Below are 13,997 nucleotides of genomic sequence, written 5' to 3' on the forward strand. Positions count from 1 at the left end.
CTAATATTAAAATTCAAAATACATATTGTTTAACCTATTTCATACAAATTCTTTCATACTTTTATATGCACAAAGGGCTCTCTCCCGTGCTGCCTTATGATCAACAATCGGAAAAGGATATGTATCCCCAAGTTTTATATTGGATTTTTGTAAAATATGCTCAGGTGCTTCCCAAGGCTTATGTATATATTTGTTTGGGATATCTCTTAATTCTGGTACCCATCTTCTTATATACTCTCCATTTTTATCAAACTTTTCTCCTTGTGTGATTGGGTTAAAAATACGAAAGTACGGTGATGCATCTGCTCCACTTCCAGCAACCCATTGCCATCCCATTGTATTATTTGCAATATCAGCATCTAGTAGTGTATCCATAAACCATTTTGCTCCTTCTTGCCACGGAATTAACAAATGCTTTACAAGAAAAGAGGCTACAGCCATTCTTGCCCGGTTATGCATAAAACCTGTTTGCCATAGTTCTCGCATTCCCGCATCAATAAACGGATAACCCGTTTTCCCCTTTTGCCATACTCTTAATAACTCCTCTTCCTTATCCCACGGGAAATTTTCAAAGCTCTTATTAAGAGGTTTATATACTGTAAATGGATAATGATATAGTAAATAATAAGAAAACTCTCGCCAAATTAATTGACGTATAAAGCTATTAACTTGTTTTTCAAAAAGACTACATTGTCTTTCGGTACTTTTATTTATTAAGTAATGAAACATTAGCTTTACTGATATTTGACCAAATGAAAGATACGGTGCCAACATCGAATGGACATTTTGACCTGGAAAATCTCTTCCTTCACTATAAGAGACTAATTTACTAGAGAAAAATTTCTTGAATGTTTTATATGCCCCTTCTTCTGTCGGATCCCATATTACTTCCATATGAGATGTCCACGGTATAATCGGCAACAATTGTAATTCTGAAACAGATAAGCTTGCTGGTAAAGAGTTCCCCCACTTTATACTCTGCACTCTGCTAAAAGGTTTAGGTATTACCTGCTTTTGAAATGCATTGTAAAAAGGCGTAAACACCTTATATTCAGTGTTATCTTTCTTTTTAATAATCCACGGTTCTAATAATAAATGCGAATTAAATTCTTTACAGATAATACCTTTATCCTCTAACATCATTTTCATTTTTTGATTAGATTGTAATCTGTCCGGATCATAACAAATATTCCAATATACAGCCGTTATATCTAATTGCTCTATGAGAGAAAGTATTTCTTCCTCCGTACGTCCTTTACGAATTATTAAAGTAGAGCCCAATGCCTCAAGTTGCTTCTTTACATCTATTACAGCATGGTGCAACCACCACTTTGACGCACTTCCTATTGAAAAAGTTTCATCTTGTATATATACAGGAAGAACCTCACCAGACTGAACAGCCTCAAATAGAGCTGGGTTATCATATAAACGAAAATCTTTTTGAAACATAACAATAATTTTATTTTGCATGGCTATCCTTTCTAATTCTTAAAGCACAATTCATTCTTTATTAGAACAAATACTTCTGTTATTTTTAAATGATTATAAGAATCATTTTTTGTAATTGCAAACAAACTCTTCTATCTTTAATGGATTTTTCCAACTCTTAATAAAGATAAAAATATAATGCACTTTGTACTTATCTTAAACTCTTATAAAATAAAAAAGAAAATGGAGAGAAAGATGAAAAAACAATTTTATAAACAATCAAACTTAAATACATCTATAGATTCAACAATCCTATGGACTTTTCAAAACCAAAATGCCATAAATACACTTTTGAATGAAGGTAAGCTTATAGCCGATCCTATTTTTGTTAGTAAAGAAGATTGCACAGCATATAAATACATTGTAAGACACATGAAACAGAAAGGTATTGAATTTATTATAGATTTACCCATTTGGGCATGGCATTCATGCAATGGTTACCAAAAGAAGCCTACTTATGAGACTGCAAGAGAATTACTATCAGATATTCAATTAGAGAAAGAAATATACCTCATCGAATTCACATGTCCTAATTTTTTATTCATGTTAACAAACTATAGCGGATGGTGCGACATTTATTTTAAACTTACTGGCAATCCTAAAGCAAGTGTAACAAATGATGAAGAAAAATACTTATTTAATCTTTACCCTACCATTGAGGAAGAATGGGAATATCATCATATCCAAGCAACTCTACCCTACCTAAAAAAAGAATGGATTATACAAATAACTGAACTTAGTAAAATGAATGGATTTAACAAATAATATTGTTTATGAATGCTTTATTTAAGCATTCATAAACATAACAAATAGTCACATGAAACTAATACATTTAAAATAGCTTTTTTATAATGGAATCCTAAATATGCTCCTTACTACTATGATTTTGTATACATGCAGTTTACTCATTTAGTTTTGGTCTAGTTTGTAAATATAAATTCAAATCTGGACTTGAACCGTTAATAATTATATCTCGAACAATTTTAGAAAGTACCATACTATAAACTAATCCATTATCTCCATACGCATAGATAAAGTGACAATTTGGAAACTCTTCATACATTCCAATTATAGGTAAACCATCATGAGTACCACCATAAAAAGCACTTAAATAAAATTCAGGTTCAACTGTTATATTGGGAAAGAGCTTATTAAATTCATTCACTAATTTCTCTTTTTTATGGATTAATTTTGAATCTCTTTCTTGAGCAATGTTTGTATCTTCATCTAATCCACCTATAATAATCCTATTATCTACAGTAGTTCTCATATAAATATATGGTCTCGCAGTTTCCCAAATGAGAGTGCGTTTATACCAAGAAGATAAATCTTCCACAGGATTAGTAACAATTGCATATGAGCTAATCAGTGTAGCGTTCTTTTCCTTTTTAAATTCCAATCCTTCATATCCTGCAGCCACAATTACTTTATTGGCAGTAATAGAATTGCCCTCCTTTGTATAAAAGATAGCACATTCTTTCTCTAACTTTTTGCCAACAATCTCTGTATCTTCATAAATGTGAACTCCTTTATTAGAGGCTTGTTCTAATAAACTATGTGTAAATTTATAAGGATTTATTTCACCATCATTATACGTATAAATAGCTGCACGTTTTTTAAATGGATATCTCTGTCCAATTTGTTTTTCTGATAACCAAGCCGCTTTAAAATCATGCTTATGTAAATAATACAGTTCCTTTTCTAATTTCTTTATATCCTCTTCATAACTTGCATAATATAAGCTGTCACGTCGTTTAAAGTCAGAGCAATAAGGCAAGTTTTGATCAGCATATTCAATATCATTAATAGCTTGTTCACATAATTTCATATGCTTAACTGCATACTCTTCCCCAAATGTATTTACAAGTTCATAAAACATCTTATCACCTAAATATTGAATAAGTGCTGTATTTGTAAGGTTACTTCCATGTCCTACCTTTCTTTTATCAACGATAACAATATTTAAATCTGATTCACTCAAATAGTATGCTGATTGAGCACCCGAACTTCCTGCTCCTATTATTAGTACGTCACATTTTATATCTTCGTCCAAACGAGGATAAGAAGGTGTATTAGAAAAAGTCGTGTTCCAATATAATTTCCCTTTCTGTAAATCCATTTTAATTGCACCGTCCTAAATAAAATAGTTATATCCCCATCGGTATCTCCAAATCATTCTTACTATATACTTCTTATCAAAATTATCTTGCTATCATGAATAAAGGTTTTCATAAACCTAAAAGCCTTGTCTTAAAAATTTTTTCGAAAAAACGTCAAATAATTTTTTATTTTTATTATAAAAAGAGCAAAAGACCTCCATTTATAGAAGATTTCTTTTACTCTTTTTAAAGGAAATAAATCCAAATATTTAACATATTATAGTATCTACCAAATAAAAGTTGCTTATCTATCGATAACTTACACATAAGAATGCATTTGTTTCACTACTTTATTAACAGAAACTTTAACAACCGTTTCTTTTTCCCCTGTTCTATCAATCTTGAAACCATGAACTTTAACATCAGACGGTACTAGTGGATGATGACAAATCATATCTATACTCTTCTCAATATTTTCACTAACATTTTCTTTTCCACTTAGCCATTCATCAAGGCTACCACTTGAAAATTCAGGCATGCAATTTTCAAAGAGATAGTCTAGTTCCCTGTTATTTTTTATGGAATCACGTTGAATTTGTAGATTAACTACCTCAGTTTCTTTATCCTCTATTCCTACAACAAAAATTTCTTCAACATTTTCTTGATAAATAGCAATAATAATAGATCTCATTATATCTCCATAAGGATGTACAATTACAGAATCGTAGCTGTGTATAGTCAACATGTTTTCTTGTTGAATGTTAGTTACTTGTTGGATAATAGGCTCTATTTCATGTTTAATGTCTGTTAACAATAAAACTTTTTTATTCTTTGAATTCATATGGAGCACTCCTTCTTCATTATTGTATTTATGAAACTTTTAAGTTAGTAACAATAGTTGATAATTCATTACATGATTGTTACCAGTTTTTCCAGTGTCCCTCTGGATCAACACTTGCAAGTCTAACCCATCCATTTTGAACTTTTTCTCGAAATGTGAAATCATTATTTAGCAAACGTTCTATATATTGACTAGGCGCTTGAATTACAATTAGTAAACGAAGTGGTGAATGATACGTCTCACTATCTGACTGCATAACGGATTGCCAAGGTAAGCCTGGCAACAAATCACTTGCATTTCCCTGCATAACACCTAGACCCGCGGTTACGGTTTGGGTTGTTTTGTTTCCACTACCATAATAATGAGGAGCTACAGTTGAAGCGTAATATTGTAGATTTATCCACTGAGCTACTGTTCCTGGTCCTGCAATAATGTTAGCTAATATATCGCCACTTTCATCCTGTTTCCAATCATAATTATGGAGGAAAGCCCTACCGTCTAAGTCACAATCCTGAGTTAATTCTCGTTGCCCGATAATAAAAGATGCATTACGAGCTAATCCCCATTCTGGACGTATTTCACTCCAATCTTCTGCAAATCGATGTGCCTCTTTACTCGCATTTTTTATTTTCGTTTTAAAATTTGGTAATTGCGTTAAACGCTCTCTATTTGCATGTTGGCTCACATTTGGCATAATCGATTCGATACAATCAAATGCTTCTTGCGCAGTTTCCGAAAGTTCTGGGACGTAAATCCATTCCAATTCATCCACTGTTGTTTTATGTTCAGCTGCTGCAAAAATGGTATCCTCAGGAATTTTAATACCTTCCGCAAACAACGCCTCTCTCACTTCTGGGAGATTACATAAAGTAGCAAAAACTCTTGCATTGAATCCTCCTGCTGCTCCGCCACAAGCACCACACTCAAGTGCTGCAGCATAAGGATTGTTCGTACTTTGACTACTATGTCCGCACATTACAACTAAAGGAGCAAATTTTTCTGTCAGTCCCACCATTTTTAAAGCTTGACGCACATAGTTCACTTTTTCTTCTTTCGTAAAACCGATAGGTATCTCACCCTTTGTGTCATGAACATGATTAAGCGAGAATGTTGTATCAGGTTTTTGTAACATAGTTTTACGAAGGTTACGAATGAAACCACCAACTCCTCTTGGAACAAAGCTTCTTGTCACCATCTGTAGACCAAGTAAAGGACCACTTAACTCAGGTAGCGCCATACTTGTCAGTACGTTCTGTTTCATCGTTTTAAACGTATAACGTACCGAACTGCCTACCCTCTTACGTTGCTCATAAGATTTAAGTTCATTTTCATTTGTGAGCTCTTTTATTTGATGTTTCGGTTTGAGTATAACTGGCAAAGAAGGATGGTTGTTATTACTACCTAGTTCACTAGTTGCAATTGGTAACCCAAAGAAACCAGCTATTCCAAATGTTTCAAACGGACCTAATTTTTCAAGGTGGCGACGAAACGGTTCTGAACGTACATCAATACAGAATGCTAATTGAGCTAATACACGCTTTTTATCATTGGTTGCACGTTGTGCAGAAGCAATCTTCTCCCTTAATTGCTCTGCATGCGTTTGTTCCCAAGCTTCCAGCCAAAGTTTCTTGCGAATATTTTCATCAAAACGATAAGCGAATACTAATAATTCACTTTGTTCAGTAGCAGGCATTTGTAACCATTCCCGTGTTGAAATATTCCCCCAATAAATCCAAGAAGCTATAAGTGGGACGATCGAAACTTTTTTCTCAACCTTTTGATTTTTTAAAGGTAAATAAGGTTTTACAATAGCCAGCTCCATAGAAATTCGAACTGCTAAATATTCTATGAGAAGTTCCTGTTCCTGAATTGATTGTTGTGAGCGCCATCGTATCATTCCTGCCCACCCAGGCAAAGAAAGTAAGTGCCCTTCAAGGTAAGATTGTATGTTAGATTCAGAAATTCCTAGTTCAGATAATGCTCTCGCTAAAGCTACTTCGGCATCTTGTGCCCAATTTTTTAAAACTTTACGCTCATTTTTACTGAGCGCTGGATCAAATTTAATAAGGTGTTGCCATGCGCGATAAAAACCTTTCTCTCGATTTGGCATCGTCCAATTTGATCCGGATTCATCAAGATATAATTTACACCATTTAATGATATGATAATTAAGAACATCAGATAGGTTTTCACTATTTTGACTCTCTATAAGCGAACTTATTGGCTGCATAACAGAGGCTTGCATACTTGCTGTATTTATATAATTCATTTCTTCTGCCAATTTATTTACTTCTGGCGATGATAATAGACTAGAAGGTAATTTTTCTAACTTTAAAGCTGCTTGGCAAAATCGCTCTGCTTTCTCTCGCGGAATATGAAAAGATTGTGAATCCAGCCAACGAGACAAACTCATTTGTAAAAATGATTCCTCAATCTCACCTTTCGCTTTTGCCGAATGAATCATGGAGGCACTAGGATAAATATCCACATTACGAGCTTCTTTTAACCAATTTGCGACTTGTTCAAATGATTGCTTTTCAAGTCCCATCCAAGGGTGGTGAGCTGCAAACGTAGAGATAGGCCAAAGTGGCGCAATAACTCGGCTAGCAGATGCAACTAAATCATTTATATTATTTTCTTGCATATCAATGTTTGTATCTTTCTTTAATATTGACGGTATGCTCATCACGAATTACCTCCCTTTGATACATAATGTTTCAGATAGCTTGGGTGACTTTCTACTGACTTTCGTCTCGCCTCACCTACTCGAACTAACCAAAGATAAAGTACAGCGAATAAAGTAGAAGATTGATGACGAGTAACGAAAGTACTAATAACACTACTAAATAGTAAAATACATATAACAAAGATAACGGCTGGAGCTGAAGGTTGAACACTTTGATAAATATCAGTATGCAACCATTTATAAAGAGAATTATGAACGGTAAAGTAAATGAGAGAAAATCCAATCAAAACAATTACGCCAGCAATTCGTCCCATTCTTCCCTCTCCAAAAACAACAAGCTGTTTCCATGAAAAGTATAGTGACCAGCCTAAGATTAACGCACTAACTAGTTGATACCCCTCTCCAGAAGTCATAAACCAGAAAGTAATTGCTATAAATAATCCTAAAACACGCCCAACTATAATCCATAAATTGGACATCTTTTCATTAGACTGATTCACTACCCCAAAACGTTGCACGGAAGAACCAGCTTGTAAAAATAGTGTAGCTTTAAACAAACCATGTAAAATTAAATGAATAATAGCCGCTAAATAGGCGCCTAATGCACATTGAATAAGCATAAATCCCATTTGTGCAATAGTTGAACCTACTAGCTGACGTTTATAATCAACTTGGACTAAACTAATTCCTGTACCTATTAAGATAGAAATACTAGAGAAAATTAGTAAAATTATTTGTGCAATATCATCATGAAAAAGAGGTGAAAATCTAGTTAACATGATACCGCCAGCATTTACTAAACCCGCATGCATAATAGCAGAAACAGGAGTTGGAGCAACAGCAGACTCAATTAACCATCTTTGAAAAGGCCATTGTGCTGCTGGAATCATCACCGCTAATATAATTAATAAGTTAATTCCTGTTCTCTCCAATGTTCCATGTAGCACTACATTTTCATTCGTTAAAACTGATGTTAACTGCCACTGTCCTGTTACTTGAAAAAGCCAAATGATAGCTGATAGTAAGGCAATCCAACTTATTGTAAATAGGTAGCCAGAGATTTTAGTTGCTTCACTAACTACTTTCCACCCTTTATTTAGCCCTATAAGTAGAACCAATCCTATAAGCGTTGCTCCCCAACAAATGAGCATTAAGCGAAGATCATCACTTAACCATGCAACCGAAGATACACCTGTAGTAAATGTAAAAAGTGCAAAGTATTTTCGATATGAGCGATCTCCCATTAAATAACGTACAGAGAAACGCTGAATGATTAAACCAATTGTAAGAACAAAGAAAGCCATTAACCAAGCTAAAGTATCTAGATGCCAAGGCCCCACAACTCTATCTCCATTGTTATTAACAAGTGCGAGTAAAGAAACCAATGAAGGTAAAGCAGCGATACCAATATGGATATGAACAAAACGTAAAGGTATCCTTGCATTTAAAAATAATAATCCACTTAGCCAAGAAGCACTAAGCGCCATAAAAAATAAAGTTAACAGTGTTGATGAACTCAGCGAAATTAACATGTTAAATACTCCCTTCTAAGCGAAAATAGCCTATAAAAATTCCTTTTCATTACGATAGTTTTTTAAATTTCAATTTTCATTCACTCTTTTTCGTGCATCGTTTTTTCCCATAAAAAAAACCGACAACTTCCATAATTCAATGATTTTATATCATCATTGAATTATGGAGATTGTCGGTTTCACTTCAACTAACTTCAATAAAGTTTTTTGAAGAGCTCCCATTTTATAGAGGATAGTAATGTATGTATTACTCCTATTAAAAATAACAGTATATCTCTGATCTCCTAGATTATGCAATCAATATATCAATTTATGTTATGCGCTATCTTTCAATTAAGAAACTTTTTCATTTAGTCAATATTACATATTAAAAAAATGCTAAAGCCTTAATTATAGCAAACAGTTAAAATAAGCATCTATTAATTTTTTAAAACAATTATAAGATAAACTATATTAAGCAGTTTGTCAATTTATTTATCAGTTTTTTTGAGCGTTATTCCAATTAAAATTCAGTATACGTAAATAATTTCAAGTTATTATTTATTATTATGTTAATAAATTTAAATACAGCACAAAACTTTTAGGTTTCTTAATTATCTCCCACTAACCCTACGATGGTTTTAATTTTTAAAATTTTTCCTCAAGATTATGAAACAATTTAAAAATCATTACTCGTTCACCAGTACGGGAGCTTATATCCGTATGAAAACTTTTCACTTTTTCTCCAGTTAATTCTAGTATAATCTCTTTCAAATCTTCAATTCCAGATTCAACTAGCTCCGAACGATTTTTCTTTATCGTTAGCATACCGTCTTTTGTTTCGCAAACCGTATATTCAGCCGGCGTTAAAATACCTTGTAGATTTACGATAATCATATCCCTTAATATATCTGTCTTAACGGATATAGACCCGCGTCCTAGGTAGTCTTTTTCCCAGTGAGTAATTGCTTTGCTTATCTCTGATTCAATAGAGCCTTTTGAGTTTTTCATCTTTGTATCCTCCTTCAATAAAATGTAATTACATTTATAATTACAATAACAATATAATAATCTGGATTGATTTTATTTTCAATTATTGAGAAGAATTTATAGGAATCGTTCTCATGTATCCTTTAGTATTAAAGTGAATTTTTATATTGCGATATACGTTTTTTTGATTATCCAAAACAAAATACTCTTACTATAAAGACTCTGTTGCATAGATTTCTAAAAAGGACATTCCGGAGAAAATAAAGAAACTCTTGTAACGTAATATACAAACAAAAAATCCTACACTTATGAATAGGATTTTTCTCTTTTTATATTAGTCAAAAAACTAAAAGTATACCTGCCCTCCAAACATATTACCGATTGAGTTTATGCATATTTCCTTCGAATTTTGCCAACCACCAATAACAGTAAAGGAATCCCTAGCTCATAAACGGGAAATGCAATTGGAATTACGAAAAATATGTAGTAATAATGGGTAAATGTTTGGATATTTTTAACTGACACAGCTATGATGAACGAAATAGGAGCAAGAACTAACGCTACTTTTCGCCAATCCTTCAAATGAAATATTTGTGCTGTTCCATAACAAGCGATAAACATGTATAACGCCAATTTCACAAAAATACTAAAAAACCAAATAATAACTATCAAAATATCCACATTTTGAATGAACTCCATGACAGATATGTATCGGCTCAAATCGTAAACCGGATACAAAAAACTTGAAGATAAATTCGGACCGAATGTTAAAATGACCGCTAATGTTCCAATCGTTACCATGAAAACGGCTAATCCTACCCCCAACATCGCCCTTGATGACGCTTGCTCTGGTTTATCCATAAAGAAAACGAACATCATCATCATAACAGCCTCTCCAAAAAATGCGGCTACAGGAGTATAGGAACCTTTAAGGATGGGAAGCCAGCCAGAATCGTGATAAATAGGCCGCATATAATCCCAATTCATATTGCCAACATTCAAAATGATTACAAACGTTATCATTAAAAGTACAATTGGCCCTATGATTTCACTTAAACGTCCAATACCTTCCACCCCTCCTTGGTAAATGATAAAAATGAGCAATAACATCGCAGTAAAGACAATGACCCACAAAGGTGTATTATGAAACAAAGCGATAATAATGAATTCACCAAATTCACGGACGGTTATCCAAATTATCATGTACCACCCAAAGAAGTAAGGAATCATCAGTAGCTTTCCTAGCCATTTACCAAGAATAGTTTGACTAAATTCAATGAGAGTTTGTTTCGGATAAAGCGAACCAAGTGTAGTTGCCAAAAAAGTAAGAGCAACCCCTATCAATCCTGCAATCAAAATCGAGATCCACGCATCTTGTTTGACAGTACGAATCGTCGCTGGAATAACTAGAAGGAGTGATTGTCCCACTTCAAAAGTGAACATCATCCAAAAGATTTGCCTGCCAGAGATTTTCATCGAATTTCTCACACTCTATATTCCTCCTTATTTTTTCATTTCATTTTTCTTCAACTGCAACGGTGGTCCAGTCAGTCCTACTCGCCGAATAGTAAGCTTTGTATGAAGAGAAACCTCCACTTTTCGAAATTGTTTACTCCAATTCTTTTTTAACTCTTTCCATTCGGATGGATATTTTTGATGAATGGCTTCTCCAAATCCAAAGATATCGGTTCCGTATTGTTTTTGAACCTTTTTAATAGTTTGGAGAGCTTCCTTTTCGGACTGTTTTTCCAATACATGTTCTAAAAGAGTAAGATTTTTTGGCTGCGAAAGATCTAAATTCGTATTGTTCTCCTGAATTGTTCCTTCACCAGAAAAAACAATGTCACACTTAATTGTGTCCCCTTGTATAGTAGGTATGATTTTTCTATTGATCTTTGTCATATATAAACTTGCACTACCATTTCCTTTAGAGGCCGTTGCTGTAACTGTCTGTTTACTTAAACGATTCACTATCCAAAGAGTAGTTAACCATTCCTGCATGTTCAAGTATCCTACCAATTTGAAATCGTTGTTAAATATAGCACCGCCTACAATTTGAAACCCTTTGACCTCAGTTTTTCCTTTTTTATGAGACACATTTAGTTTAATAACGGGCAAAATCGGGGTGATTCCATCACTCGTACCAGCAATAAGAAAATTTAATAAAGACATATCTCCCGCTGCCTCTATTTGCATATGCTCTTTAAGTGCCCCAAGTGCCGGGATAGACTCTAAAGGGATGGATGCTTTCAGAAAATCTTTTGCAGTATTCCCTTTTATGACAAACACACCTGCTCGTAATCGAATATCAGGATCGCGGCTATATGCATCTAAAACTGGAGCAAGACCACTTTTAGCCATTTTTTCTCCAATCAATATTACACGCTGGTGCCCTCGAAAAATTTCTCTCGACATTTTTGTTTGCATCATTTGTATAGCTTCATGTGTATCCCTTCCCGTTCCCGATTCTGTAAAAAACGCTTTTCCTGCATTACTTCTTCCGCTCTGTCCCATTCCCATTTTTGATGGAATAATAAACTGAGCACTAATTTCAATCTTATTATTCTTCGCTTGATCAAGTCCCCATCCTAATTCTATTGCCAAATCATTTAATTCTGTCCGATCCCAACATCCCGTCAAGAAGCATAAAGAAATGACCAGTATCATACAGAGTGCCTTGTGCAGGCTCATTCTGTTTCCCCTCCCCGTTTCTCATCTGGCTTTTGTCCACCTGGAAAACGGACTTTCTCTTCACCAGATACCATTATTGGGCGGTGGGTCATATTCCAACGAGGTGTTCGGAGAAAAACATCCTTTAAATCACGAGGAGTTTGTGGTGCAACTGGACTTAAATACGGAATGCCAAAAGAACGAATGTTAGTTAAATGAATCAAAATCGCAAGGGTACTTATTGCAACACCGTATAGCCCGAGCATCCCTGCCAATAACAGCATCGGAAAGCGTAACATCCGGTAAGCTGTTCCTAAGTTGTAGCGCGGGAACGCAAATGACGCAATACCGGTCGTCGCCACAACAATGACCAAAGGTGCGGAAATAATACCTGCTTGCACAGCAGCTTGCCCGATAACAAGTGCTCCGACAATACTAACTGCTGATCCAACAGGTTTTGGTAACCGAACCCCCGCTTCCCTCAAGCCTTCAAATAAAAACTCCATCATTAGCGCTTCTATGACAGCCGGGAACGGAATGCCTTCTCGCGCAGCTGCAATACTAATAAGCAAATTTGTCGGAATTAATTTAGGATGAAAGGTTGTAATAGCAACATAGAGAGAAGGAAGAAATAATGAAATATTAATTAATATTAAACGTATCCATCGAACAAAAGTTGTGTAGATGGAGCGTTCATAATAATCCTCCGCTGCTTGTAGACCAGTCCAAAATGTCATAGGAACAATCAAAACGAAAGGTGTGTTATCTACTAAAATGGCGACTTTTCCCTCTAATAAACTTGCACAAACCGCATCTGGCCGCTCAGTATTTTGAATTTGTGGAAAGGGTGAAAAGGGTTGGTCCTCAATAAACTCTTCAATGAAAGCTGACTCCAATACTCCATCAATTTGAATTCGCTTTACCCTTTGGCGAACTTCATCCAAAACCGAATCAGGTGCAATTCCCTCAATATAGGCAATTACCACATCTGTCTGTGACAATTCCCCAATCGAATAAGGTTCCATTTTTAGTTTTTGGCTTCGAATTCTTCGGCGAATCAGGCTCGTATTGACCCTTATCGTTTCCGTAAACCCGTCCCGAGGGCCACGAACAGAGATCTCGGCAGCCGGCTCTTCAATACCTCGTTTTTCAAAACCTTTTAAATCAGCGACTAGAGCTTGACTTTCTCCTTCTGTTAAAATGACAACATTCGCTTTCAATACTGCTTCTATAACCTCACGAACTTTAGAGATTGTCTTTACTTGAGAAACCGCAATTAGCTGATTTTGTATAATTTCTCCTACCGAATCCACACTCTTTACTCCACTAGGCAGACCTTCGAACATCATTGGTTTCAAAACAACTTGTTCCACAACTTTAGTTTCAATTAATCCATCTATATAAATAAAAAGAATTTTATTTTGACTATCTATGATTATTGGACGAAAAACAATATCGGAACAATTTTCAAAAACTTGTCTCAAAACTTCTTCATTCGCAGATACACTCTGCTTGAGTTCGCACTCTTGATCATTTTGGAGCAGCATACTTGCACTCTCAAGTTCCTGAATATCTTTTCTCAAACGCTTTCTACTAAGTTTTTTCATCATACTACCCCATTTATCGAGTGGTTTATGTTTTGAACCCAATTGTTAGTAATTTCTTGACAGAATAGCTTTAAAAAACCGTTCCACTAAATGTTTTTTTGTAAG

General features: G+C 34.6%; 10 protein-coding genes. 1 reads left to right on the forward strand and 9 read right to left on the reverse strand.

Translation table 11 applies throughout. The annotated features are described in order from the left end of the window. Positions 1 to 39 precede the first annotated feature (39 nt). Positions 40 to 1,470, reverse strand: a complete 1,431-nt coding sequence (locus ACUL40_RS07845; RefSeq protein ID WP_001179969.1) for a cryptochrome/photolyase family protein — start codon at positions 1,468 to 1,470, stop codon at positions 40 to 42. A gap of 213 nt (positions 1,471 to 1,683) precedes the next feature. Here ACUL40_RS07845 and ACUL40_RS07850 point away from each other — a divergent pair, with 213 nt between their 5' ends. Next, entirely contained in the window at positions 1,684 to 2,253 is a 570-nt protein-coding gene (locus ACUL40_RS07850; protein WP_065382363.1) for a DUF3841 domain-containing protein, read from the forward strand. Positions 2,254 to 2,389: 136 nt separating this feature from the next. On the opposite strand, the gene ACUL40_RS07855 is transcribed toward ACUL40_RS07850, so the two are convergent. The 8 genes from ACUL40_RS07855 to ACUL40_RS07890 form a co-directional block, all read right to left on the reverse strand. Further along, entirely contained in the window at positions 2,390 to 3,607 is a 1,218-nt protein-coding gene (locus tag ACUL40_RS07855) for an NAD(P)/FAD-dependent oxidoreductase (protein WP_000365634.1), read from the reverse strand. Between the two features lie 299 nt (positions 3,608 to 3,906). Then, positions 3,907 to 4,428 carry a carbonic anhydrase gene (locus ACUL40_RS07860; protein WP_001086260.1) on the reverse strand — a complete coding sequence of 174 codons (522 nt, stop codon included), beginning with the start codon at positions 4,426 to 4,428 and terminating at the stop codon, positions 3,907 to 3,909. A 79-nt stretch (positions 4,429 to 4,507) separates the two neighbouring features. Beyond that, positions 4,508 to 7,114 carry a DUF2309 domain-containing protein gene (locus tag ACUL40_RS07865; RefSeq protein WP_445422835.1) on the reverse strand — a complete coding sequence of 869 codons (2,607 nt, stop codon included), beginning with the start codon at positions 7,112 to 7,114 and terminating at the stop codon, positions 4,508 to 4,510. Further along, positions 7,114 to 8,646: an NADH dehydrogenase subunit 5 gene (locus tag ACUL40_RS07870; protein ID WP_000908940.1), complete on the reverse strand. Its 1,533-nt coding sequence runs from the start codon at positions 8,644 to 8,646 to the stop codon at positions 7,114 to 7,116. Before ACUL40_RS07870 ends, ACUL40_RS07865 begins: the two co-directional genes overlap by 1 nt. 627 nt (positions 8,647 to 9,273) lie before the next feature. Further along, positions 9,274 to 9,636, reverse strand: coding sequence for a DUF2294 domain-containing protein (locus tag ACUL40_RS07875; protein ID WP_000798162.1), 363 nt, complete (start codon positions 9,634 to 9,636; stop codon positions 9,274 to 9,276). A 366-nt stretch (positions 9,637 to 10,002) separates the two neighbouring features. Continuing rightward, entirely contained in the window at positions 10,003 to 11,091 is a 1,089-nt protein-coding gene (locus ACUL40_RS07880) for a GerAB/ArcD/ProY family transporter (protein WP_031312238.1), read from the reverse strand. Positions 11,092 to 11,118: 27 nt separating this feature from the next. Beyond that, positions 11,119 to 12,306 (reverse strand): Ger(x)C family spore germination protein, encoded by a 1,188-nt coding sequence (locus ACUL40_RS07885; protein ID WP_000052112.1) that lies wholly within the window; start codon positions 12,304 to 12,306, stop codon positions 11,119 to 11,121. Next, positions 12,303 to 13,895 (reverse strand): spore germination protein, encoded by a 1,593-nt coding sequence (locus ACUL40_RS07890; RefSeq protein ID WP_445422834.1) that lies wholly within the window; start codon positions 13,893 to 13,895, stop codon positions 12,303 to 12,305. The genes ACUL40_RS07885 and ACUL40_RS07890 overlap by 4 nt, the downstream gene beginning before the upstream one ends. Between the last annotated feature and the right edge of the window lie 102 nt (positions 13,896 to 13,997).

This window comes from Bacillus sp. KNSH39 (genome assembly GCF_052656585.1).

Coding starts and splice junctions, on each gene's coding strand:
- ACUL40_RS07860 (WP_001086260.1), bottom strand. CDS start 4,428: ATGAATTCAAAGAATAAAAAAGTTTTATTGTTAACAGACATTAAACAT.
- ACUL40_RS07875 (WP_000798162.1), bottom strand. CDS start 9,636: ATGAAAAACTCAAAAGGCTCTATTGAATCAGAGATAAGCAAAGCAATT.
- ACUL40_RS07890 (WP_445422834.1), bottom strand. CDS start 13,895: ATGATGAAAAAACTTAGTAGAAAGCGTTTGAGAAAAGATATTCAGGAA.
- ACUL40_RS07885 (WP_000052112.1), bottom strand. CDS start 12,306: ATGAGCCTGCACAAGGCACTCTGTATGATACTGGTCATTTCTTTATGC.
- ACUL40_RS07865 (WP_445422835.1), bottom strand. CDS start 7,114: ATGAGCATACCGTCAATATTAAAGAAAGATACAAACATTGATATGCAA.
- ACUL40_RS07870 (WP_000908940.1), bottom strand. CDS start 8,646: ATGTTAATTTCGCTGAGTTCATCAACACTGTTAACTTTATTTTTTATG.
- ACUL40_RS07855 (WP_000365634.1), bottom strand. CDS start 3,607: ATGGATTTACAGAAAGGGAAATTATATTGGAACACGACTTTTTCTAAT.
- ACUL40_RS07850 (WP_065382363.1), top strand. CDS start 1,684: ATGAAAAAACAATTTTATAAACAATCAAACTTAAATACATCTATAGAT.
- ACUL40_RS07880 (WP_031312238.1), bottom strand. CDS start 11,091: ATGAAAATCTCTGGCAGGCAAATCTTTTGGATGATGTTCACTTTTGAA.
- ACUL40_RS07845 (WP_001179969.1), bottom strand. CDS start 1,470: ATGCAAAATAAAATTATTGTTATGTTTCAAAAAGATTTTCGTTTATAT.